The following is a 21683-nucleotide window of genomic DNA, read 5'->3' as shown; positions in this document are numbered from 1 at the left end:
TGGAATAATAAGGCCTATGTCGAATAAGAAGAATGGCTTCGTATCCCCGGCTTGGCCGAAGAATGAAAATCGCGAGCACGCAATTACCGAAATCTACGCGCCGTTCGCTGGTGCATCCAGCCCGTTCGGTGACGATCTGATCCTGCCAATGCCGGCGGAGAAGCTCAACTACGTGCACCCATACACCCGCGTTAACCGCTAAAAGCTCTTACTTAGAAGAAAAGCTTTTAGCCTAACGCAGGCCTAGCCCCACCGCGCGCCCTTCAGCGGCCGCCTTGTGGTGGGGCCATTTTTCGTACGCTAAGAAAGCCAAAAGCTCCCAGCCAGAAGGAACTGGAAAGTTCCACCTAGAGCTGGGAGCTTTAAACGCGAATCTGCGCAGCTTTAGTTTGAAAAGCCTTAGAGGTTTTCGATGAGCTGAGCGATCGGATCGATGAACTGGCGGTTCGCGGAGTAGAACGCGTCGAAGTTGTGGCGGTTTGCCTTGTACTGGTTTGCAAACTCAGCCGGGATAGCCAGGCCGTACTTAGCTGCGGTGTCCTCGACCATCTTGTAGAGAGCGTCAACAGCCAGCTCGTCGGAAGGCTGTGCAGCTGCCTGCTGAACTGGAGCCGGTGCTGGAGCCGGAGTCGGAGCGGCGTCACGCGGGGTTGGCGCGGAGTTCAGTCCCAAGGAAGCGGAGCAAGCGGGCCATGCGCCCCAGCCCTGGGAAGCCAGGATCTTTTCAGCGACAGCGATCTGCTGCTCGCGAGTTGCCTGGTTTGCGGTCGGTGCATACTGACCGCCACCGAATGCGGACCAGGTCTGGCCGGAGAACTGCAGACCGCCGTAGTAGCCGTTGCCGGTGTTGATTGCCCAGTTTCCGCCGGACTCACACTGCGCGAGGCGGTCCCAGTCGGAATCCGGAGCAGCGGATGCGGTCGGTGCCATGATGGCTGCAGCGGCGCCGACGGCGACGGTGGAAGCTGCGAACTTGGTAGCGAACGAGTTGTTCTTAGCGGAGTGGCGTCCCATTAAAAGTATTCCTCTTCTCTAGATTTCTCGCGCCCACGTTGTGCTCAGTCCGGCAAAAGTAATTGCTTTAAAGTTGTCTTGCACAAATATCGGCCGCCACGGGGAAGCCCGGACTGCGTGTGGGGGCGAGACTTCCTCGCTGGCGGCCAAGTGCCTGTCCCAAACAGTAACGGTTTATAACGAAATAGTCACGTAACTGACTCGGCATGGCGTCTTTCCTCTGGGAACTCATTGCATTTTCGCAGGTCGTTCCGAAAACGTGAATTAGATCACCCCTGTAACGTGTGTTGTTTATGTGACAGCAACTTCAATTGCTGTGTTATAGGAGTTAGAATAATTCTCTTTATTCCCGAGTAAGAAAGCGAGTAGGGGCGTGCCAATCGGCAAAGTTAAGTGGTTTGATGCTGACAAGGGTTTCGGCTTTGTGAGCAACCCCGGCGATGAGGATGTCTACGTCGGCCGCAACGTGCTGCCCGAGGGCGTCGACGAGCTGGTCCAAGGCCAGCGGATCGACTTTGATTTCGCGGCAGGCCGCCGCGGTCCACAGGCACTGCGTGTCAAGGTTTTGGACAAGCCGCGCCGCCGCACTCCTTCCCGTAAGCCGGACGAGCTGTCGAGCATGCTCTCCGATGTAATGACGCTGCTGGAAACCCAGGTGCAGCCGGTGCTGGCGCAGGGGCGCTACCCAGAGCGCAAGACTGGCCGTCAGGTCGCTGAAATCCTGCGTGCCATCGCCAAGGATTTGGATAGCTAAAAATCAAGCAAAAGCGCGAGCCCAACTTCGTCTCCCCTTGTGGGAATCTAGAAGTTGGGCTCGCGCTTTTTCGCAGGCTGCGTTTATTTGGAAGCAGCCTTGCTCGGCTCGGTGGGCTTATCAGGTGCAGCGGTCTTTGTGGCCTCGGCAAGCTCCTTGTCAGACATCGTGGAAAGGGACCACACGGTGCTAAACGGCGCCTCCTCGCCCTTGCCATCGGTGCCAATCATCAGCGAGGAAATCTCGACCACCATCAGGCGCGGTCGCTTTCCTGTAGAGGCCTTGATGGGGTCAACAGAACCCGGAACGTCCACGGTGGAAGAATCGCCGGCGCCGTGAATCTGCTCGTCGTTAGCCGCCGGGTCATCGTAGATGGAAAGGATGCGCCACTCGTGGTTGGAGATCTCTTCTGGGATCTCTAGATGCAAAGTGTCATCCTTGCCGACGGTGAGGTTTGGAGCCTCGCCCTCAGGGCATTCGGTGCCCAGCTCGCAGACCATATAAGGCGCAACGTCGAGACTCTTCTCACCCACGCTGGCCTTGACGGTGATGTCCTGCGGCTCAGGACCTGGGCGGCTATTCCACCAATTCTGGAATAAGACCACGGAGACCACAATGACTGCCACGGCGATAATCAGCGCCAAAAGCTGCAGCAGCGACTTCTTCCTTGCTTCCTTACGGGTTGCCATGGCAAAGAATCCTACTCGAAGGTCACGCGATACAAATCAACCCACCGCTTACCAGTAATCCAGAATTCTTCCGTTCCTGGAATATGGGCGATGCCATTGAGTACATCGTTTTGGGTTTGCGGCCCAGATTTATTCAGTCCTGCAGCATCAATAACCGCGGTGACCTCGCCGCTTGTGGGATCAATGCGCAAAATATCCTCGCTCATCCACACATTCGCAAAGACCTGGCCGTCCACGCACTCCAACTCATTAATCTCTTCTACCGCCTGGCCCTCCAGGGTAACGGGGGTCCGCGGTGCAGTCTCTTCGAAAGTTTGGGCATCAAGATGTCGCAGCTCGTTGCTTCCATCAGACATGATGAGCTCAGATTTATCCTCGCCCGCGGCACACAATCCCCAGCCCTCGCCCTCATAGCGAGCGCGGCCGGTTTCTTCGAGGGTTACGGGATCCCGCTTGATGGCCTCGCCCGCCTTCCACGTCAACTGCCAAATCGCATCCTGGGTTTGTGTGATGCCCTCACCGAACAAAGAAGGAGGCAGTGACACTTCCTGCTCGGGTTCCTTCGCGCCGGGTTGCAGGCGCAGTAACCGGGATTGCCCGTATAGGCCAGTTCCCACCAACAGCTTGCCCGCGGGATCAACTTCGAGGCCCTGGGTAAAAGAATTGGGGAGCATGGCAGTGTGTTCCTTGATGGAAACGGATAGATGCTCAACTTCGCGTGGCACGTTTGTTCCTTCTTGAGCCGGCGAATCGCCCTCTGAACTGCTGCAACCGGCAAGCAGGCCGATTGCGCTAAGCGCGCTTAAAACGGCGGTGGAAGTCAAAGCGAGAGAAGATTTAGAAGAACCCATGGAAGTCATTGTGCACGATGTCATGGATAATGTAGTGCGTGACTAAGCAGAATGAGCCAACGAACCCACTTCTTAACAAGACCGCCGTGCGCATTGCTCGCGCTGCAGCGGAAGAAGTAGGAGAGGGCGGCGTCGGCAAGCACCGCGGAGTCGCAGGGCTAGGCCGAAACGTCGCAACCCATCGCTTTGAAGCAGATATGCCAGGCTACCCAGGCTGGGAATGGCAAGCGGTTGTGGCCTGCGCGGAGGGCTCGCGTTTTATCACCGTTAACGAGGTAGCGCTGGTGCCGGGGCAACAGGCACTGCAAGCCCCGGAGTGGGTGCCGTATAACGAGCGCGTGCGTCCGGGGGATTTGGGCCCGGGCGATTTGATGCCGCCTGCGCCTTACGACGAACGCTTGGAAGACGGCAAGCTTTCCGCAAAGGGTTTAGATGAGGCGAAAAAGAGGTGGCGCACTGGCTCCTTTGGCCCTAATACCGAGATGGCCGCGCAAGCGCCGCTGCAGTGTAAGACCTGTGCTTTCTATTTGGAGCTGATGGATAACTTTGGTGTGTGCGCTAACGAATTTTCGGCAGATGGCCGTGTAGTGCACGCAAGATACGGATGCGGCGCGCATTCGGAGACAAAAATCCGGGAAGAAGGATCCGTGACCGAAACCGCTTTTGATGACGATAAACCTATCTACTAGCGCTTTCGTGGTTTGCTTTCTGGAGTCGCAAATACTTTACTAAGGCCAGTAAAACTCAATCCTCCTGGCACTAGGTAAAGGGGCTGTCTCAAAAGCGATGAACGCTGCTCTCGATCGTTATTTCAAAATCTCTGAACGCGGTTCCACAATCGGAACTGAGGTTCGCGCCGGCGTGGTCTCGTTCTTCGCGATGGCCTACATCATTCTTCTCAACCCGCTCATCCTCGGCACCTCGCCCGATGCTGCGGGCCATACCTTGGGCATTCCGCAGGTCGCCGCAGCTACCGCGTTAATCGCCGGCATCATGACCATTGCCTTCGGCGCGATTGCGCGCTATCCATTCGCCATGGCGGCGGGCCTGGGTATGAATACCTTCGTTGCCGTCACCATGGTCTCCACCAAGGGCTTGGAGTGGAAAGACGCCATGGGCCTGGTGATACTCGAAGGCATCATCATTGTCTTGCTCGCCATCTCGGGCTTCCGTCAAGCGGTCTTCGATGCCATTCCGGCCTCGATGAAGGCTGCGATGGGCGTGGGAATCGGCATGTTCATCGCCATCATCGGCTTCGTTGATGGCGGTTTTGTAACGCGTGTCCCCGATGCAGCGCACACCACGGTTCCGGTGGGCCTTGGCATCAATGGCTCTGTTTCCACCTGGCCGGCGTTCGTCTTCGTCCTAGGCCTTTTGCTTTGTTCCTTCATGGTTATCCGCAAGGTCCGCGGCGGCCTGTTCCTGGGCATCGTCATCACCACCGTCATCGCAATGATTCTGCAGGCCATCTTCGGCTCTGAGGACTGGGGCATGGCAACACCAGAGATTCCTGGTTCCTTCGGCGGTCTGCCGGATCTGTCCATCGTGGGCGAGGTCAGCCTCGTGGGTGCTTTTACCAAGCTCGGCGTCGTGGCCACCGTACTTCTTATCTTCACCCTGCTGCTGACGAACTTCTTCGACGCCATGGGCACCATGAATGGCTTGGGCAAGCAGGCGGGTCTGGTCGATGAGAATGACAACCTGCCAGACATGCGCACCGCACTGGTGGTAGAAGGCGCCGGCGCCATTGCCGGCGGTCTGGGCTCGGTTTCCTCCAACACCGTCTTTGCGGATTCCGCAGCCGGCATTGGCGACGGCGCGAAGACCGGCCTGGCCAACATCACTACGGGTGTCATCTTCCTGCTCGCGATGTTTTTGACTCCGCTCTATGAGATCGTTCCTATCGAAGCGGCCGCTCCGGTTTTGGTCATCGTCGGCGTAATGATGGCAAGCCAGCTCAAGGACATCGAATGGACCAAGATGGAAGTTGCCATCCCGGCCTTCCTCACCATCGTGGTCATGCCGTTTACCTACTCCATTGCAAACGGCATCGGCGTGGGCTTCATCGCCTTCGCCCTGATGTCTGCGTTTGCCGGTAAGGCAAAGCAGGTGCACTGGCTCATGTGGCTCATCGCCGCGCTCTTCGTGGTCTACTTCGGCATGGCTCCGCTGACCAACGCGCTAAGCTAGCGTGCATGCGTGAAGTAATTGCTGACCCTTTAGACCCTCGCCTTGATGACGTCCGTGACTTGAATAAGTCGGACAAGAAAGGCGAGGGTCTTGTCATTGCCGAAGGTCATCTGGTGGTCTCCCGCCTGGCTGACTCGCGTTTCCCGCTGCGCTGCGTCGTAGGTTTTGGTGCAAAGCTGGATGCCTACGTGGAAGAGTATGGGGATCCAGGTTGCCCGATGTACGAGGTCTCGCGAGAAACTCTCGCGGCCGTCGCCGGCTTTGATATGCACCGTGGGCTGGTGGCTGCCGCAGACCGCGCGCCAGAGCCGAGCTTGGATGAGATCTTGAAGACGGCAAGCACCGTGGTGGTGCTTGAGGGCGTGGGTGACCACGAAAATATCGGCGCCATCTTCCGCAATGCGGCGGGCATGGACGTTGACGCCGTGCTGTTGGGCTCGGGCGCAGCAGACCCGCTCTATCGTCGCTCGGTGCGCGTTTCCATGGGCCATGTGCTGCGTTTGCCTTTTGCCCATCTGGACGGCGGATACACCACGTGGCAGCGTTCTCTGCAGGCGCTTCGCGACGCCGACTTCCGCCTCGTTTCCTTGACCCCGCACCCAGAAGCCGTTCATCTCGCGGAGGCGCTCAGGGGCGCAACTAAGGCTGCTCTGCTCGTGGGCGCAGAAGGCCCCGGCCTTACCGAACATGCGATGAAGGCCACCGATGTGCGCGCACGCATACCGATGGCCCCAGGTACAGATTCGCTCAACGTGGCTACCTCAGCGGCCATCGCTTTTTATGAGCGCCAGCGCTCCCGAATTGACTTCGAGGTCTGACGCACGTAGCTGCTGATTAGCCCGCCGAGGCGTTTGGCGGTTTCGAGGATTTCCTCGCCAGTGGACTCTGGTTCTTGGTCGTGGGCCTCGTAATCGTCGTAGTCGTTGAAGCCGAGCTTGGACACGGAAGCAGAGGCGATGGTGCCGAGGCTGCGCTCCGGCTTCTTTGGCGCGACCTTGGGCTCGGGCCGTCCGTCGGTGGCATAACCCACGACGTCGAGGTCGGGGCCTTGGTCATTTACTTCCACGCCGAGCCAATAAGACTGCGCTGCTTCGGTGATGCCCTGTGGTTCGAAAGGCAGAGAGATACCGCCGACCGGTTCGTATTTTTCGCCGGCCCAGAACGGCGCCTCAAAGGGCTCTGGTAGGCCGGAGTCTTCCTGCAGGTTAAAGCGCGTACCGCACAGGCAGCGCTTGAGCTCACCGGCCGTCCAGTGCGCAAAACCGGCATAGCCGGTGCTTTCCTGCGAGACGAAGGCATAGATTTCGAGCGCGGGAACCGCCTTCAAGAGTTGCTCTGGAAGGCGCGAGAGAACCATGGCATCTTCCTCGATGACCGTCTGAACCACGGTAACGCCGGGGTATCCGCCGATGTAGTACTCGCTATCGCCGGCTTGGGCAGAGCGATTGAGAGGAAATTGCCCGATGGGGGTTACGGGCAGGTTGGGATTGAGTTGTGCCAAGAATTTCCGGCCAAAGCCGCGATCGGCCTTTGGCTCCTCCCGCAGCACAGCAGCGGGATCTTCGACAGTGACGTACCAGAGAGTGAGAACAGGTTGAGGGTCCACGGTAAAAACTCGCTTAATTACTTTTCTTGGCTGTCAATCCACTCGCGTTCACTCGCGCGGACGCTTGGTGTTAGAGCGCACTCCGAGCAGGACGTCTTCCCAGTGCGGGGTTGTAGCGCGGCGACGGCGGCTCTTTGGCTTTGGCTCCGGCGAAGGGTTCTGCAGGAACTCCTCGTCGTTGCCTTCTGCCTTTGGCTTATCTGCCGCAGACTCGGTAGCAGAGGAGGTCTCTGATGCAGAAGCCTGTGTTTCAGCGGCGCCAGCAGGGCGGGCCGCGCCGGTAGCGCTGGAGTCTGCATTGGCGGAGTCCGCTTCGACATCAGCAGGTTGCGGATCCGGTACGACCGTCGGTGCAGTGAAGTCGGTGATGCTGGTGACTGCGCTCGGCGTCTCGCCGTCTATGGCCTTGTCATAGCGCTCGCCGCGGCCGACGGAGGTCAGGGAACGCACTGGTTGTACGAAGTCAGGGTCGGTGAGATCGGCGGCAACGGAGTTGCGAGCCTCCACGGTAGCCGGTGAGGACATGGACTGCTTGAAGGTCCACTCCGCCTCGTTCTCAGACAAGCCAGCCTTCCACGTGATGCGAAGGATCCACGGTTCGCCCTGATGGCGGTAGGCATCCCAGGTCGACTCGGAGAGGGAGTGGCCGCGTGCGGCAAAGGCCGTGGCGAGAATCTCCCAGAGAGTCAGCTTGGCCGGGCCGTCTTCGCGGATGGGGTGGGCCTGCTTGGCGACGTCGGCAATGCGGGCGCGCTCCAGCAGTACCGGGTGTGCGAAAGGCTCGATGCGGGATTCGGGGGCGCCAATTTCCTCGGCGATCTCTGCAGCAGATGCGCCAGCGCGGATGCGGGCCTGAATTTCCGCCGGGCGCAGGCTGATTGCGTGCGGGCGGGAGTCGCCGTGGTCACGCATGCCAGAGCGCGGCTGCGAAATAGGCGCCGGAGTGGTTGTGGTCAGCTGTGGCTCAGCAGGCGCAGTGGAGTCAGTGGACTCAGCCGCGGTGGATGACTCGTCGTCATCTTTCTTTGCTTCCGCGTCGCGCTGTTCGTGTTCGCCAGCGGAGGCGGTGCTTGCAGCCGAGTCTGCGTCGCTGGATGCTGCAGAATTCACAGAATCTGCAGCATCCGTAGAGTCATCTGCGTCCGCCGCGAACGGGAGCCTGGAGACATTGCCCCATGCGTCATCCTCTGGCTTAGGTGCGCCTAGAATCTCGCGGAGATCGTCGGTGACGGCCAGGAAAAACTCTTCGCCTTCTTCGGTTTCCATGACCAAAGAAGTAGTGGTTGAGTCGCTTTTTGCGAGGAAGAGCTCGCGCATTGAGGGGCGCTCCTTTTGCTTGTCGACGGATTCGGACAACGGATTTGGATACTGACAGTTTATTTAAAACCGCATCTAGGCATTGCGACTAGTGCAATCGATCCACACCCCAACGGGGCGCGTGTGATGAAATCCACTTTAACCCAGAAAAGCCCCGCGCCTTATGAAGAACGCGGGGCATGTTGGCTGGAAAAGCCCTGTCAGTTGCTCTTAGCGCCTATCCAGAAGGTAGTCGATTGCTTGCGTGAGCTTTGCGACGTCGTCTGGCTCAATCGCGGGGAACATACCAATTCGCAGTTGGTTGCGCCCTAGCTTGCGATAAGGTTCGACATCCACGATGCCGTTCGCCCGCAAGGCCTTGGCTAAGGCCGTAGCATCCACGGTCTCGTCAAAGTCGATGGTTGCCACGACTAACGAGCGGCCAGCGGGCTCGGCGACGAAAGGCTTGGCCTCTTTTCGCGATGCGGCCCAGTCATAAACAATGGTGGAGGAAGCTGTGGTGCGCGTAACCATACCGTCGAGCCCGCCGTTGTCGTTCATCCAGCGGACCTGATTTTCCAGCATCAGAAGAGTAGACACGGCTGGAGTGTTATAGGTCTGGTTCTTGCGCGAGTTATCCACGGCGGTCTGCAGGTTCAGGAAAGCCGGGATATAACGTTGTGCAGCATTAAGCTTTGCGATGCGTTCAATCGCAGCAGGGGAGACCGCCGCGAGCCAGAGCCCACCTTCGGATGCGAAGCACTTCTGCGGCGAGAAATAGTAGACGTCAGCCTCGGCCATCGTGACGGGCAATCCGCCAGCGCCCGAGGTCGCATCGATGACAACGAGTTGCTCCGGATTATTTGGCTGTGGGCGCAGCACGTCAACCATCGCGCCCGTCGAGGTCTCATTGTGTGCCCACGCCACAACGTCAGCATCGCCGAAATCCACCGTGCGTGGGTCGGGAGCGGTGCCGGCGGGGAAGTCGTAAACGATGGGCGCTGTGAGCCACGGTGCACCAATACTTGCCTTGGCAAACTTCGAAGAGAACTCTCCGTAGGTCAAATGCGCGGACTTATTTTCGATGAGGCCGAACGTCGCGGCGTCCCAAAAAGCGGTGGCGCCGCCGGCCGAAAGAATAATCTCATAGCCGTCTGGAAGCTTGAATAGATCTCGCAATCCCTCGCGAATCGAACCCACCACGTTTTTCACGGCGGGCTGGCGATGAGAAGTGCCGATGATGGATTTAGCCCCCGCAGTAATTGCCTCAATTTGGGCGGGTCGTACCTTGGAAGGGCCGCATCCGAAGCGACCGTCGATGGGGAGAAGATCTGCAGGTAAAGTCGGTTCTGTGTGGAGCATGAGGCACAGTCTAACCTAATTTCGGTCACCCTATTGGTAAACGTTGAAAGTTTAGGATGTTGGCAGCGTCACAAATTTTGATAAAGTGTGAAGAGATTTAAAACGTAATGCCGGTTTGGAGCCGGTGTTTTAAGTGTTGAGAAAGGATCAACAAGTGGCTTCTGAAGACAACAAGGTTGTTCTCCACTACCCAGGTGGCGAGTACGAGATGGATATCAAGCAGTCCACCGAAGGTGACTCTGGCTTTGATATTGGCAAGCTTCGCAATGAGACTGGCCTCGTAACCTTTGACCCCGGCTACGCCGCTACCGGCTCCACCGAGTCCAAGATCACCTTCATTAACGGTGAGGAAGGCATCCTGCGCCACCGCGGCTACGACATCGCGGATCTGGCAAACAACGCCACCTTCAACGAGGTTTCCTACCTCCTTATCAAGGGCGAGCTGCCAAACCAGGAGCAGCTGAGCGCTTTTAACGATGAAATTCGCCACCACACCCTGCTGGATGAGGACTTCAAGGCGCAGTTCAACATCTTCCCGCGCAATGCGCACCCGATGGCGGTTCTGGCATCCTCCGTTAACATTCTCTCCACCTATTACCAGGATCAGCTCAACCCACTAGATGAGGAGCAGTTGGACAAGGCAACCGTCCGCCTGCTGGCTAAGGTTCCGATGCTGGCTGCATACGCTTACCGCGCGTCCCAGGGCAAGCCTTACATGTACCCGGACAACAACCTGAACGCACGCGAGAACTTCCTGCGCATGATGTTCGGTTACCCAACCGAGGAGTACAACGTCGATCCAGTCGTCGCGAAGGCTCTGGACAAGCTGCTCATCCTGCACGCAGACCACGAGCAGAACTGCTCCACCTCCACCGTCCGCATGATCGGTTCCGCACAGGCAAACCTCTTCGTTGCTATCGCTGGCGGCATCAACGCTCTGTCCGGCCCGCTGCACGGTGGCGCAAACCAAGCCGTTCTCGAGATGCTCGATGAAATCCAGAAGAACAACGGCGGCGACGCAACCGACTTCATGAACCGCGTGAAGAACAAGGAAAAGGGCGTCCGTCTGATGGGCTTCGGCCACCGCGTGTACAAGAACTACGACCCACGCGCAGCCATCGTCAAGGAGACCGCACACGAGATCCTCGAGCACTTGGGCGGCGACCCAATGCTGGATCTGGCAATGGAGCTCGAGAAGATCGCTCTGGAGGACGAGTACTTCGTTTCCCGCAAGCTGTACCCGAACGTCGACTTCTACACCGGCCTTATCTACCGCGCCATGGGCTTCCCAACGGACTTCTTCACCGTCCTGTTTGCCATCGGCCGCCTTCCGGGTTGGATCGCTCAGTACCGCGAGCAGCTGGAGCTGAACACCAAGATCAACCGTCCGCGTCAGATCTACACCGGCGAGACCTTGCGCACCGTTTCCCCGCGCGCTGAGCGTGCATAATAGGCCCTTTGAATTGCAAGGCTTTAGTCACGAAATGATGACAAATCAAGTCATTGCGTAGGCCAAATAAAGCCGAATCGCAGATGAACCCTTATACTGGGCACACTGCGATTCGGCTTTCGCCGTTCGTGCAGGCCTAGTTCTCGGCCTAAAAGCGAGACAACTAGGCGCCGAATCGATATCACAAACGTTTCCCAAGGAGGATTTTCCCCAATGGATAAGCCCGTAATTGAGGCTCATACTGAGCCGGCCCCGACTGAGCTAGTTATCGAGGACATCATCGTCGGCGACGGCGCAGAGGCACAGCCGGGTGGCTTTGTTGAGGTTCACTACGTGGGCGTCTCGTATGAGGACAACCAGGAATTCGACTCTTCCTGGGGTCGCGGACAGTCCATCGAGTTTCCGCTGACTGGCCTCATTGCAGGTTGGCAGGAAGGTATCCCGGGCATGAAGGTGGGCGGCCGTCGCAAGCTCATCATCCCTCCGGAGAAGGCATACGGCCCAGCTGGCGGAGCGCATCCACTTGCTGGACGCACCTTGGTCTTCGTTATCGACCTGCTGCGTGCGTAAATAACGTTTCTTTTTGGCTCCACCTTTTGCCCGAATTGCTTGGGCAGAAGGTGGAGTTTCTTTTTGTGGGGGCAAGAACTTGAATTTTCGGCGTCGCGCGTGGCGAAACTCGTGCACAATGGAACCATGAGTGTCCCATTTATCTCTTTTAATGATGATCGCGAGATGCCACAGCTTGGTCTGGGCACCTACAAGATGACGGGTCAGGAATGTATCACGGCGGTGCGTGAAGCCATCGAGCTCGGCTACCGCCATTTCGATACTGCAACCTTGTATGAGAACGAGGCAGAGCTAGGCCAGGCCCTAAATGATGCGATGCGCGCCGGTGACGTCACCCGTGATGAACTCTTCATCACCTCCAAGGTCTGGCATGATAGCCACGGGGCGAAGGGGGTAGACGCAGCATTTACTGAATCGCTGAAGAAGCTGCAGCTGGACTACCTAGACCTCTACCTGATCCACTGGCCGTGGCCACAGGCTGGACTCTATGTGGAGACCTTTGAGGAGATGGCTCGTCTGCAGGGCATGGGACAGATCGCTTCCATCGGCGTGGCTAACTTCTACGAGGAAACGCTGCAGGAGATCATCGCGCGAACGGGTATCGTTCCAGTGTTGAACCAGGTGGAGCTGCATCCGGGGTTTACCCAGCCGGAGTTGCAAGAATTCCATGATGAACATGGCATTGTTACAGAGGCATGGTCGCCGCTGGCGAGGGGAGAGGTCCTTAACAATGCGGAGATCAAGAATGTGGCGCAGCGCCTTGAGGCAACCCCGGGACAGGTAGCAATCGCCTATCTTCTAGCCAAGGGGATTTCCGTAATCCCGAAATCCACCAAGCGTGAGCGCCTAGAGGAGAACTTGGCGGCCGCGCAGCTGGAGCTTAGCCACGATGACATTGCGGCAATCGACGCCCTCGATAACGGCGCGGCTGGGCGCTTGTACAAGGACCCGCGTGAGTTTCCGGGCTAAACGCTAAAGGCGGCCCGGAAAACGGCTTAGAGGCGGCAGGGAACGGCATTGTTCTCTGCCGCCTTTTCTTGACATATGGCCTTTCGCAATGTTTGCAAACTCGAGCGTTGAAAGATATGGGGGTACTTTTCACGCTTTAAAAAGTGCAGTAAGCAATGGGGTTAGGGGGTAGCTAAGGCTTGCTAATCAAAAATCGATTGGCAAGCTTTACAACCTCGCAATGTGAATTGGGTAACTTACTCGTAAGGCGAAACGTGATTCATCACACTATCTCTATCTCGTGTGGTTCATTAATCACTTTCGTGTGGAATCTTGAGAACCCAAGGAGAGCGACATGACTAGCGCACCTACCTCGATGCTCGAGCGCCGCGAACCGACAGCGCAGGACTTCATCGAGATGCGCGATAGCCCGCAGTTTAAGCAGTTACGCGGTGCATATCGTAACTTCACTTTCCCGATGACCATTGCCTTCTTCCTGTGGTACGTCATCTACGTGTTGGCTGCCGTCTTTGTGCCTGGATTCATGGGCACCGAAATTGGCGGTGGGTGGAACGTGGGGCTCGTATTCGGGCTCGCCCAATTTGTCACCACGTTCGCGATTACGTGGATCTACGTCAAGTACGCCAACAAGAAAATTGAGCCGCGTTCAGCAGCTATTCGTGAGGCATTGGAGGGATAGATTATGCTGACCTTCAACCTAGCTGCTGAGGCAGCGCAAGAAGGCTCCGGAAACCCGGTGCTCAACATCGCCGTTTTTGGTGCGTTTCTTGTCATCACCATGTGGGTGGTTTTAAGGGCAGGAAAGACCACGAAGAAGGCCTCGGACTTCTACACCGGTGGTGGCACCTTCTCTGGCCGCCAGAACGGTTTGGCCATTTCCGGCGACTACCTTTCTGCCGCGTCCTTCCTCGGTATCGTCGGCGCGGTCGCTCTCAACGGATATGACGGATTCTTGTATTCTGTCGGCTTCTTCGTGGCCTGGCTGGTGGCGTTGATGCTGGTTGCCGAGCCGATGCGTAACGTTGGTCGCTTCACCATGGCAGACGTGTTGTCCTTCCGTTTGAAGCAGCGCCCGGTACGCGTGGCGGCGTCCATCTCTACGCTTTTTGTCTCGCTGTTCTACCTGATTGCGCAGATGGCCGGCGCAGGCTCCCTGGTGTCGGTGCTTTTGGATATCCATGACTTCACCTGGCAGGCGGTCGTGGTTGGCATCGTGGGTGTTTTGATGATCGTCTACGTTCTGGTGGGCGGTATGAAGGGCACCACCTATGTGCAGATGATCAAGGCAGTCCTCTTGGTCACCGGCGTCGTGGCGATGTGCATCATGACCTTCATTGCGGTGAAGGGCGGCTTTAGCACCTTGTTCTCCGACGCCGTCGATATGCATGCGGGCTCGGATTACCTCCAGGAGAAGGGCTACGAAGCTTCTCAAATCATGGAACCAGGCTTAAAGTATGGAAAGACTTTGACCACCAAGCTGGACTTCGTTTCCCTCGGTATCGCTCTGGTGCTCGGCGTTGGCGGCCTGCCGCACGTGCTCATGCGCTTCTACACGGTTCCGACTGCAACTGAGGCGCGCCGTTCCGTGACCTGGGCCATCGTCATTATCGGTGCTTTCTACCTGATGACCCTCATCCTGGGCTACGGTGCCGCGGCACTCGTGGGCCCGGACCGCATCCTGGCCGCGCCGGGCGGGGCCAATGCCGCAGCGCCGCTTCTGGCGCTAGAGCTTGGCGGCTCGGTATTCATGGCTGTCATCTCGGCGGTTGCATTCGCCACGGTGCTGGCAGTAGTTGCAGGTCTGGCGATTACCGCGTCTGCATCTATCGCGCACGATATCTACCACGCGGTTATTCGTAAGGGAGAGTCCACCGAGTCGGAGCAAGTCCGCGTCTCGCAAGTTACGGTCGTAGTCCTCGGCATCGCCGCCATCATCCTGGGCATTCTGGCCATGACTCAAAACGTCGCGTTCTTGGTCTCTCTCGCCTTCGCCGTCGCGGCTTCTGCAAACCTTCCGACTATCCTGTACTCGCTTTACTGGCGTCGTTTCAACACGGCCGGTGCGGTGGCGTCCATGTACACCGGCGTCATCTCCTGCCTGCTGCTCATCTTCTTCTCCCCGGCAGTATCTGGTTCTGAGACCTCGATGTTCCCGAACGCGGATTGGGCGCTGTTCCCACTGTCGAATCCGGGCCTGGTTTCCATTCCGCTGGCATTCATCGCAGGCTGGTTGGTTTCCATCCTGACCCCGCCGGATGACTTTGAGGATCTGTCCGCAGAGATGGAGGTACGGTCTCTGACCGGCGTTGGCGTGGAGGCCCCAGTCAACCACTAAACCTGGCAGAGCTCTGAGTATTATCTAATGCGTGCTCGATTCTTTGTCTAAAACGAAGGCGGTGCCGATGAAGGTCGGTACCGCCCTCGCCGCGTTTTCACTCGCCGGCGGCCTGCTGTGCGCATGTACACCGTCGCAGCAGCACGATAGTAAGGCCACCTCGGCGTCGGCAAGCAATGCGTCTGCGTCCGACCTTCGGCATGAGCTGGGGGAGCCTGCGCTTTCCGACGTCCCCGATGACGTCAGTCAGTTCCTCGCGGGTAATGAAGACCAGCAGCTGAGCTACTACCGCATCGGTGATGGAATGCGTATGGCAACGGCAAATGAGCATGAGCCGCGCCCGGCATTGAGCCTTATCAAGCTGTATATCGCGACCTACGTGCTAGAAAAGGGAAGCTTCGAGGATAAATACGAAGCCTTAGATATGATCGCCAGCTCCTCAGATGCAAGCGCAGAAGATCTCTTTGAGAAGTACCCGAATTCCATTGACTCCGTGGCAAAGGAATATGGATTGCAGGCCACGAAGGCCGGTGATCAATGGGGCACCTCGGTGACCTCCATGTATGACGTGGTGCGCTTCGTGGTGCAGCTGAAGGAAGATAACCCCACCCACCCGGTCCTGGTGGCGATGGCCCACGCCGATCCCATCTCGGAAGACGGATACGAGCAGGACTACGGCACGGCGAAACTGCAAAATGTAGTGGGCACCAAGTGGGGCTGGTCAAATGACAAGACCCTGCACTCTTCGGTTTCCTTTGGCAAGAACTTCGTTGTTGCAGCTACCACCTATGGCAGCGCCGATGATCTCACGAACTTTGTAAAAGACGCGGTAACGGGCAGCAACCTGCGTAAGGGGACTGATCGCTACCAAAAGGCGCTCAACGGTGAGAGCGTTGCTCCTGTAAGTCCTTCGAAGCCTTCTGCGCCTGCTTCCAGGACGACCATCACCGTGACCTCGACTCTGCCGAAGTCCGAGAAGAAGAGCTCTGATAAGGACCAGAGCAAAGACGGTGGCAAGGCCAAGCGCGGGGATAAGAGCAAGGAGCCTACCGACGCCGGCAAGAAGAGCGCCGAGAAAAAGAAGGACAAAAAGAAAGAGCCGACCTCGTCGGCTCAATCTGAAAGCGCTACTTCAAAGCGTTCTGAATAGTAGAAGCTAGGTCGATGGCTCCCTTGATTTGGTCCTGGGAGACGGAAGAGCCGCCGTAGGAGATCCCGTTCTGGTTTACTCGCGGCATGCGCATGCCTGGCACCGCGTGCTCTACCTGGGAGCTAAGCGCACCCATCGCATCAGAAGACTGCGGGGAGATACCCGGGATGTTGCCCGGCTGTGCCGGTGCGGCCGGTTTCGGTGCGGAAGGCTTGGCTGGTGCAGCAGGTGCCTTCGGGGCCTTCTGGCCCGGCATCCACTGACCCCAGTCGCGGGCGTAGACCTCGTTGATGTCCACGGTGACGCCGTCGATGGTGCGCTGCATGTTGCCCGGCAGCTGGTGAATCGTGGTGCGTGGGTGGATCTTGCCGTTCGAACCCCAATCGTGCATCCAGTAGAAGGAGCCGATTCCATCGCGCACGCACCACTCGATGGTGTTGTAGTTGCCGTATACGCCGGTCTGGTAGCCCGCTGCCGAAAGCAGGCGGCTAAAGGCCTGTAGGTAAGGCTTGATCTGTTGGTCGTACTGGGCGCGGGTGGGGTTATCGTCAATCGCGATGTAAATCGGGCGATTGGTCGGTCCGCCTGCTGCCTTGTGCAGGGCAATAGCCTGCGGGGCGTGGATGGCTGCACCTGCGGCACCTTGCTTCCAATCGGCGGTTTCGGCGCGGCCAAACTGGTAGATGGAGGCCGTCGCTAAGCCCTGCGCGGCATTAGCCTTGGTCTCCTGCAAGGTGACTGGCTTGCCCGTCATCCAGGATTCGGCGCCGGGGCGACGCTTGGAAACGTAGCGGATGGCGCCGAGGTGGCCCGCGCGCTTGATGCCTGCGGCGGAAGGCACTCCGACGGCGAAGTCGATGATGGTGCCGCGCACCGGTCCAAGCGCCGCTGCATTCGGAACGGCAGAACCGATGGCGCCTGCGGTCAGGGCGAGAGCGCTGACCTTTAAGAGGTCGCGACGGGAGAAAGATGGTGACATGTTGAGCTCCTGCAGTAATCACATTTGCCACAGTGGTTAACAATTGCACCATAGCAGGAGGTCTTGGGGCATTCCCGGAGTGCAACCGCATGTCGCGCTTTTACTTCGGGAAACTATTTTGAGTCGTTCCTAAACGTCACTTGCGTGGAGTTCTCAACCGTGCGCGATACCGTGCAGTCCTTCTCATGGGAGATGCGAATCAGGTTGTCCACGAGCCTGCGCGCTTGGTTGCCCTCGGGGGGTTTCCGGGAACGATAGATCGAAGCCCACGCGAACCTCCGACTGGCGCGATGCCCCGTCCTCATTTACGCGGTCGCCTTCCACGTGCACATCAAAAGATTTCGGCTCCGCGCGCTGGGACGTTACGACGTCTACCTCCACTGCGGCAGACCCCGCGACGGCCGCCAACAGGTGTCCCTCCAACGATAACTAGCCGTTCCCGGCGGACGAGCGAGATGCTGGCGTCATCCGGATTGATGGCGCGGTATACCGGAATTTCCACGCCGTTAAGGTCAATGCAGGATTGCTTAGTGCTCTCACTTATGGCTTAGAGTTCAAGCGGGTTCAGACTATATACGACACTGCCTTCTGAGAGCATGGTGATGAAGATGGGTGTGATAACCAGCGTTCCGTGTCGGCTGTGATCGGTATTAGCCTAAAATTTTATGCTTAAGACGGCGGGTGTAACCGCTGCAAAACGGCGGCGCCGTGCCATCGCTGAGCTGGTCATGGTTCTTGCGGGGTGGTGATCTAAAAAACCAAGGGCGGCGCGAAGCGGATGCGCACCGTTTGTCCCATCGCTGGCTTATCGTCCGCGGTGGTGCGGAATGTGGTTCCCGATCCATGGGTGGCGGTAACGGAGTAGTGGCCGGCTTCGTAAATGGCAGAGTCAACTACTGCTGGAACCGTGGCACCTGGATGGTTTTCCTCCACGATTGTTGCGTGGTGCGGTAGGATGGCGGCCTTAGTGCCTTCGCCCCGCACGGAGACTTCACTCAATGGCCAAGAAATGCCAAGGGTTGGGCACTCGACGCGGCCTCCTGAGACAGCGGCCTGGACTATTGTGGCATCCGCAATAAATCCCGCGACCAGCGGGCTTCCGGGATTTTCCAGCAGCTGTTGTGGGGTAGCAATCTGCTGGATTTCGCCGCCATCTAGAACCACGACTCTATCTGCGATTGCCAGCGCCTCGGCGCGATCGTGGGTGACGTGCACCGTGGTTAAGCGCTGCTTTTGCGTCAGGGTTACCAGCTCGCGGCGCAAATTATCGCGCAATGGTTCATCGAGGGCTGAAAGAGCTTCATCCAGTAATAAAACCGTGGGATTAGCAACGATCGCCCGGGCCAGCGCAACGCGCTGGCGCTGCCCACCAGAAAGGCTGTCCGGAGTACGGTTCTCGAATCCTGGCAGGCCCACGAGAGCTAAAGTCTCAGAAATGCGCTCTTCGCGCTCGGGCTTTGCTACTTTCGCCTGGCGCAACGGGTAGCCAACATTGTCTTTAACAGACATGTGCGGCCAGATCGCGTGCTGTTGGAAGACCATGCCGATGCTGCGTTTCTCGGGAGGAATAGCAGTCATCTGCCGGCCATCTATGTAAAGCTCACCTGACGATGGAGAAATAAAACCAGCGATGGTGCGTAAGAGCGTGGTTTTACCGGAGCCTGACGGGCCAACGAGTGCAATGAGTTCCCCAGGTTCGATGGAGAGGTTGATATCGCGCAGGCCGGTGGTTCCGTCCGGAAAAGTGACCGTGAGGTGGGAAGCTGCAATTTTCGCCATTATTAAGTCCTTACCTTGGGAGCACGGATAGTCAGTGCGACGGCAATGATGCCAAGTAGCGCAAAGAGCAGGGCGAGTGCCGATGCCTGGTTATAATTTCCTGCCTGTTGCAGGTTGAAGACTTGGACACCCAGTGTTGTCGTTCCGGGTGCGACGAGGAGTACGGAAATAGTAAGTTCTCGAATCGCGGTCACCGCTACGAGCACCGCACCGGATATCGCCGCTGGAATGGTCATCGCGCCGGTGGTAGTAAATAGCGCCTTAAGCGGCGTGGCGCCGGAAATGCGCGCTGCTTCTTCCATGGTGACCGGGGTGCTTATTAGCGGGGCACGCACGGCCTGGACAACGAGTGCGGTAAAAGCACAGACGTAGGCGATAAGGATTATCCAAATGGTGTTATACAGCCCGGTATAGCGCCCGGCAATCAGCCAGGCGACACCGATGATAAGCCCAGGCAGCGCGCTCGGTAGCAGTGCAGAAAGGGTTAAAAGCGTATTTCCTCGAGCCTGAGTTCGGGTCACTAGAATTCCGATGACCCAACCAAGAACCCCGCAGATTATCGCGGCGGTTATTGACAGAAATGCGGAATTACTGAGTCCGTCGATGACGCGCGGGTTGGATAAAGCGCTGCTAAAGTTCGCCAGCGAGATGGTTTCTAAGGTAAATGGAACCCCAGGAGCTGGCAGCAATGCGCGGTAGGCCAAACCGAGAATTGGGCCAATGGATATGGCGAGCCCGCACACCCACATGATGATCGTGACCGGCCAGCGCGCCGAATGCAGTGCGAAACGCGCCGGACTTCCGGAGTCATGTGTAGAAGACGAGTTTTTCAGGGAGGTGAGATAGTCCATGATTACTGCGCCGATTCCCAAAAATAAGAGGACAACGCCGATGGTCGAGACCACTTGTAAGGGGTTGGATACGGTGCCGGAATCAATGAACCGGTAAATCATCGTCGCGAGCGTTTCGAACCGAGCCGGCGATCCGATGATAGCGGGAATGCCGAAATCAGCCAGATTAGCAATTGCTGTGAGAGTGAACGCGGACAATAGTGCGGGGCGCAGGAGTGGAAGGGTGACCGTGCGCAGAACTGTCATCACGGAAGCCCCAGATACTCGGGCGGCTAGCTCAAAATCGGGGGAGATGGAGCGCAAGCTTGAAGAAATGATGACATATGCCGTGGGAAAAGAATGGATAGTCATCAGCGCAATGACCCCGTCTGCGCCGTAGATATTCCATATTTCGAACTCAAAAAGCTTATTCAAGCCCTGATTCGGGCCGAAGAGTTGAATCCAGGCGATCGCTCCGATAAATGGCGGAACCAAGAGAGGCGAAAGCAAGAATAGGCGCAGTACCGAAGAGCCGTAGATATCTGTGCGGTCTAGCGCGATGGCAATAACGGTGCCGATGATGACGGCAGCGAGAGCCGAAAGCGCCGTGGTAAATAGCGAATTCCATGTGGCGATGCCGAGCCCTTGCTCTAGCAAGATGGGAATTTGGTTTCCGCCCAGTGCAAGGGAGACAACAAGGGTCAAAGGCGCGATGAACAGGCCAATGGCAATCAGCCACACGCCAACGCGTAGCGCGGATACGGAGGAATTTTTCAACAAGTGGGCCACCAAGAACTAGGAAGACACTGCCTTTTGGAATACCTCGACGGCGGCGTCTTTATCCTTGGTGATTTTCCCCAAGTCCTGGTCCATGAGCTCAATGTCTGTGAGTTCAGGGGTGCCTGCTGGGGTTCCCACGTCCTCACGCACCGGGAGGTACGACTGCTCGACGGCGATTTCTTGTGCCTTCTTTGAAAGCAGGAAGTTGATGTATTTCTGGGCTGCTTCCTGTTCCTGGGAGTCTTTGAATACGCCCGCAGGCTCAGAAATATATGGTGATCCTTCGGTGGGGTAGGCGAGGGCAATTGGGGACCCCTTATCCGCCAGGTCGCGGACTAAGTAATCGACGACCACGCCCACGGGCTTGGAACCGGAGGCGATTTCTTGGGAGGTAGGGCCATTGGAGTCTGCGATCATCGGGGCATTCTTGCCCAGATCTTCGATCCACGCTTCTCCGAGGTCTGAATTATTCTTCCACGCTGAGGCGTTGAATGCCGCTGCACCGGAGACCGCTGGGTTAGGTAAGACGAGTTTGTCTTTGTACTTCGGATCGGTGAGATCCGCCCAGGAGGTCGGGGCATCGTCTTCTGCGATCTCGTCGGTGTTATAAGCAATTATCGTAGGGATTATGCGCGTGCCGACATAAAAATTCTTGTCGTCCTTGGCCTCGTCGATGATGTCATCGGAATCGACATCGGCAAGCTCGATGAGGTCACCATCCTCAGCGTAATTTTCAAAGGTAGGTCCATCGGCTGCCCAGAAAACATCCGCTTCAATGTCGCCAGATTGCTTCTCTGAAGAGATGCGGGCGTTCAAATCACCGGTGCCAGCGCGGTATACATTGACCTCGATATCGGGGTATTCCTCGTTGAAGGCCGCATTGATCTCATCGACCTTTTCCTCTGGTTCGGAGGTATAGACGGTTATTGAGGTTGAGTCGCTGGTCGCCTGTGAATCTTCTTGGTTGGACGCAGGCTCACCGCACGAAGTAAGAAGGACGGTTGAAGCAAGGGCTATGGCAGAGAGAGAAGTGTGCTTCGACTTCATCGTGGGAGTTCCTCCAGAGAGAATAGTGATCA

General features: G+C 57.5%; 21 protein-coding genes. 11 read left to right on the top strand and 10 right to left on the bottom strand.

The features are described from left to right. Positions 1-16 precede the first annotated feature (16 nt). Complete coding sequence (locus HMPREF3155_RS03660) at positions 17-202, top strand: hypothetical protein (protein ID WP_061921131.1); 186 nt, start codon at positions 17-19, stop codon at positions 200-202. Positions 203-399: 197 nt separating this feature from the next. On the opposite strand, the gene HMPREF3155_RS03655 is transcribed toward HMPREF3155_RS03660, so the two are convergent. Then, complete coding sequence (locus HMPREF3155_RS03655; RefSeq protein ID WP_061921133.1) at positions 400-1014, bottom strand: resuscitation-promoting factor Rpf1 domain-containing protein; 615 nt, start codon at positions 1012-1014, stop codon at positions 400-402. A 373-nt stretch (positions 1015-1387) separates the two neighbouring features. Here HMPREF3155_RS03655 and HMPREF3155_RS03650 point away from each other — a divergent pair, with 373 nt between their 5' ends. Beyond that, positions 1388-1768 carry a cold-shock protein gene (locus tag HMPREF3155_RS03650; protein WP_061921135.1) on the top strand — a complete coding sequence of 127 codons (381 nt, stop codon included), beginning with the start codon at positions 1388-1390 and terminating at the stop codon, positions 1766-1768. Positions 1769-1851: 83 nt separating this feature from the next. Here the strand turns inward: HMPREF3155_RS03650 and HMPREF3155_RS03645 are convergent, their stop codons facing one another. Both HMPREF3155_RS03645 and HMPREF3155_RS03640 read right to left on the bottom strand, forming a co-directional pair. Then, positions 1852-2457: a DUF2771 domain-containing protein gene (locus tag HMPREF3155_RS03645; protein ID WP_062035626.1), complete on the bottom strand. Its 606-nt coding sequence runs from the start codon at positions 2455-2457 to the stop codon at positions 1852-1854. 11 nt (positions 2458-2468) lie between these two features. Further along, entirely contained in the window at positions 2469-3308 is an 840-nt protein-coding gene (locus HMPREF3155_RS03640; RefSeq protein ID WP_061921177.1) for a glutaminyl-peptide cyclotransferase, read from the bottom strand. A 38-nt stretch (positions 3309-3346) separates the two neighbouring features. Between HMPREF3155_RS03640 and HMPREF3155_RS03635 the strand changes: the two genes are divergently transcribed. The 3 genes from HMPREF3155_RS03635 to HMPREF3155_RS03625 all read left to right on the top strand — a co-directional run bounded on the left by HMPREF3155_RS03635 (position 3347) and on the right by HMPREF3155_RS03625 (position 6316). Further along, positions 3347-3997, top strand: a complete 651-nt coding sequence (locus HMPREF3155_RS03635; RefSeq protein ID WP_070432598.1) for a DUF3027 domain-containing protein — start codon at positions 3347-3349, stop codon at positions 3995-3997. Positions 3998-4094: 97 nt separating this feature from the next. After that, on the top strand, positions 4095-5498 hold the full coding sequence (locus HMPREF3155_RS03630; protein ID WP_070432597.1) for an NCS2 family permease: 1404 nt from the start codon (positions 4095-4097) through the stop codon (positions 5496-5498). 5 nt (positions 5499-5503) lie between these two features. Next, positions 5504-6316 (top strand): TrmH family RNA methyltransferase, encoded by an 813-nt coding sequence (locus HMPREF3155_RS03625; RefSeq protein WP_070432596.1) that lies wholly within the window; start codon positions 5504-5506, stop codon positions 6314-6316. Here HMPREF3155_RS03625 and HMPREF3155_RS03620 read toward each other — a convergent pair. The 3 genes from HMPREF3155_RS03620 to serC form a co-directional block, all read right to left on the bottom strand. Continuing rightward, positions 6277-7104, bottom strand: coding sequence for a DUF6928 family protein (locus HMPREF3155_RS03620; RefSeq protein ID WP_070432595.1), 828 nt, complete (start codon positions 7102-7104; stop codon positions 6277-6279). The two genes, HMPREF3155_RS03625 and HMPREF3155_RS03620, sit on opposite strands and share 40 nt — an antisense overlap. Positions 7105-7152: 48 nt before the next feature. After that, on the bottom strand, positions 7153-8421 hold the full coding sequence (sepH, locus tag HMPREF3155_RS03615; protein WP_070432594.1) for a septation protein SepH: 1269 nt from the start codon (positions 8419-8421) through the stop codon (positions 7153-7155). A 210-nt stretch (positions 8422-8631) separates the two neighbouring features. Next, positions 8632-9762, bottom strand: a complete 1131-nt coding sequence (gene serC, locus HMPREF3155_RS03610; RefSeq protein ID WP_070432593.1) for a phosphoserine transaminase — start codon at positions 9760-9762, stop codon at positions 8632-8634. 154 nt (positions 9763-9916) lie between these two features. Here serC and HMPREF3155_RS03605 point away from each other — a divergent pair, with 154 nt between their 5' ends. From HMPREF3155_RS03605 to HMPREF3155_RS03580, 6 genes are all read left to right on the top strand, one after another. Then, positions 9917-11212: a citrate synthase gene (locus HMPREF3155_RS03605; protein WP_082778565.1), complete on the top strand. Its 1296-nt coding sequence runs from the start codon at positions 9917-9919 to the stop codon at positions 11210-11212. 213 nt (positions 11213-11425) lie between these two features. Then, a complete protein-coding gene (locus tag HMPREF3155_RS03600; RefSeq protein WP_061921152.1) occupies positions 11426-11782 on the top strand; it encodes an FKBP-type peptidyl-prolyl cis-trans isomerase in 357 nt (118 codons plus the stop codon). Positions 11783-11908: 126 nt separating this feature from the next. Next, on the top strand, positions 11909-12751 hold the full coding sequence (locus HMPREF3155_RS03595) for an aldo/keto reductase (protein WP_070432592.1): 843 nt from the start codon (positions 11909-11911) through the stop codon (positions 12749-12751). A gap of 334 nt (positions 12752-13085) precedes the next feature. Next, positions 13086-13430 (top strand): DUF485 domain-containing protein, encoded by a 345-nt coding sequence (locus HMPREF3155_RS03590; RefSeq protein ID WP_070432591.1) that lies wholly within the window; start codon positions 13086-13088, stop codon positions 13428-13430. Positions 13431-13433: 3 nt separating this feature from the next. Next, positions 13434-15086, top strand: a complete 1653-nt coding sequence (locus tag HMPREF3155_RS03585) for a solute symporter family protein (RefSeq protein ID WP_062035618.1) — start codon at positions 13434-13436, stop codon at positions 15084-15086. 31 nt (positions 15087-15117) lie between these two features. Further along, positions 15118-16236: a hypothetical protein gene (locus tag HMPREF3155_RS03580; RefSeq protein ID WP_210385637.1), complete on the top strand. Its 1119-nt coding sequence runs from the start codon at positions 15118-15120 to the stop codon at positions 16234-16236. Here HMPREF3155_RS03580 and HMPREF3155_RS03575 read toward each other — a convergent pair. The 4 genes from HMPREF3155_RS03575 to HMPREF3155_RS03555 all read right to left on the bottom strand — a co-directional run bounded on the left by HMPREF3155_RS03575 (position 16214) and on the right by HMPREF3155_RS03555 (position 21651). Next, positions 16214-17215 (bottom strand): DUF1906 domain-containing protein, encoded by a 1002-nt coding sequence (locus HMPREF3155_RS03575; RefSeq protein ID WP_070432589.1) that lies wholly within the window; start codon positions 17213-17215, stop codon positions 16214-16216. The genes HMPREF3155_RS03580 and HMPREF3155_RS03575 overlap by 23 nt on opposite strands. 750 nt (positions 17216-17965) lie before the next feature. Then, a complete protein-coding gene (locus HMPREF3155_RS03565) occupies positions 17966-18994 on the bottom strand; it encodes an ABC transporter ATP-binding protein (RefSeq protein ID WP_070432588.1) in 1029 nt (342 codons plus the stop codon). 2 nt (positions 18995-18996) lie between these two features. Further along, on the bottom strand, positions 18997-20613 hold the full coding sequence (locus HMPREF3155_RS03560) for an ABC transporter permease (RefSeq protein WP_070432587.1): 1617 nt from the start codon (positions 20611-20613) through the stop codon (positions 18997-18999). A gap of 6 nt (positions 20614-20619) precedes the next feature. Next, positions 20620-21651 (bottom strand): ABC transporter substrate-binding protein, encoded by a 1032-nt coding sequence (locus HMPREF3155_RS03555; RefSeq protein WP_061921171.1) that lies wholly within the window; start codon positions 21649-21651, stop codon positions 20620-20622. Positions 21652-21683 lie beyond the last annotated feature (32 nt).

Source organism: Corynebacterium sp. HMSC06D04 (assembly GCF_001807315.1).
GTDB classification, from domain to species: Bacteria; Actinomycetota; Actinomycetes; order Mycobacteriales; family Mycobacteriaceae; genus Corynebacterium; species Corynebacterium simulans.
Note: the sequence above shows the minus strand (reverse complement) of the source record. Positions and strands in the feature narration are given on the sequence as shown.

What these genes read in the sequence shown, in the direction of transcription:
- HMPREF3155_RS03660 (WP_061921131.1), top strand. Translation starts at nt 17, where the DNA reads ATGTCGAATAAGAAGAATGGCTTCGTATCCCCGGCTTGGCCGAAGAAT.
- HMPREF3155_RS03655 (WP_061921133.1), bottom strand. Translation starts at nt 1,014, where the DNA reads ATGGGACGCCACTCCGCTAAGAACAACTCGTTCGCTACCAAGTTCGCA.
- HMPREF3155_RS03645 (WP_062035626.1), bottom strand. Translation starts at nt 2,457, where the DNA reads ATGGCAACCCGTAAGGAAGCAAGGAAGAAGTCGCTGCTGCAGCTTTTG.
- HMPREF3155_RS03640 (WP_061921177.1), bottom strand. Translation starts at nt 3,308, where the DNA reads ATGGGTTCTTCTAAATCTTCTCTCGCTTTGACTTCCACCGCCGTTTTA.
- HMPREF3155_RS03630 (WP_070432597.1), top strand. Translation starts at nt 4,095, where the DNA reads ATGAACGCTGCTCTCGATCGTTATTTCAAAATCTCTGAACGCGGTTCC.
- HMPREF3155_RS03625 (WP_070432596.1), top strand. Translation starts at nt 5,504, where the DNA reads ATGCGTGAAGTAATTGCTGACCCTTTAGACCCTCGCCTTGATGACGTC.
- sepH (WP_070432594.1), bottom strand. Translation starts at nt 8,421, where the DNA reads ATGCGCGAGCTCTTCCTCGCAAAAAGCGACTCAACCACTACTTCTTTG.
- serC (WP_070432593.1), bottom strand. Translation starts at nt 9,762, where the DNA reads ATGCTCCACACAGAACCGACTTTACCTGCAGATCTTCTCCCCATCGAC.
- HMPREF3155_RS03600 (WP_061921152.1), top strand. Translation starts at nt 11,426, where the DNA reads ATGGATAAGCCCGTAATTGAGGCTCATACTGAGCCGGCCCCGACTGAG.
- HMPREF3155_RS03595 (WP_070432592.1), top strand. Translation starts at nt 11,909, where the DNA reads ATGAGTGTCCCATTTATCTCTTTTAATGATGATCGCGAGATGCCACAG.
- HMPREF3155_RS03590 (WP_070432591.1), top strand. Translation starts at nt 13,086, where the DNA reads ATGACTAGCGCACCTACCTCGATGCTCGAGCGCCGCGAACCGACAGCG.
- HMPREF3155_RS03585 (WP_062035618.1), top strand. Translation starts at nt 13,434, where the DNA reads ATGCTGACCTTCAACCTAGCTGCTGAGGCAGCGCAAGAAGGCTCCGGA.
- HMPREF3155_RS03575 (WP_070432589.1), bottom strand. Translation starts at nt 17,215, where the DNA reads ATGTCACCATCTTTCTCCCGTCGCGACCTCTTAAAGGTCAGCGCTCTC.
- HMPREF3155_RS03565 (WP_070432588.1), bottom strand. Translation starts at nt 18,994, where the DNA reads ATGGCGAAAATTGCAGCTTCCCACCTCACGGTCACTTTTCCGGACGGA.
- HMPREF3155_RS03555 (WP_061921171.1), bottom strand. Translation starts at nt 21,651, where the DNA reads ATGAAGTCGAAGCACACTTCTCTCTCTGCCATAGCCCTTGCTTCAACC.